Source organism: Mesorhizobium sp. M4B.F.Ca.ET.214.01.1.1 (assembly GCF_004791545.1).
Lineage (GTDB): Bacteria > Pseudomonadota > Alphaproteobacteria > Rhizobiales > Rhizobiaceae > Mesorhizobium > Mesorhizobium abyssinicae.
On sequence record NZ_SRUX01000312.1, the window covers coordinates 1 to 279 of the forward strand.

The following is a 279-nucleotide window of genomic DNA, read 5'->3' on the forward strand; positions in this document are numbered from 1 at the left end:
CCCTGAACTCGCGCGTGACCACACGCTCTACTTTTACGATCTGCCGGGATATGGCCAGTCCGAGAAACGGGAAGGCCAGGACGTCTCGCTGGGCATCCAGAACAAAGCCCTGGCGGCGATGCTGGAGTTCTGGAAGCTCGACCGGCCGAACGTCATCGCCCATGATTTCGGCGGCGCCACCGCCTTGCGCGCGCATCTGATCGACGGCTGCAATTATGAAAGGTTATTGTTGGTCGATCCGGTGGCGGTTCGGCCCTGGGGCTGACCGTTCGTCCAGCA

Annotated in this window: 1 protein-coding gene; it reads left to right on the forward strand. The window is 61.6% G+C overall.

From position 1 onward, the window contains the following. Positions 1-265, forward strand: a 265-nt coding sequence (locus tag EN857_RS34370) for an alpha/beta fold hydrolase (protein WP_245521697.1), incomplete at its 5' end; no start/stop codon positions are given. Positions 266-279 lie beyond the last annotated feature (14 nt).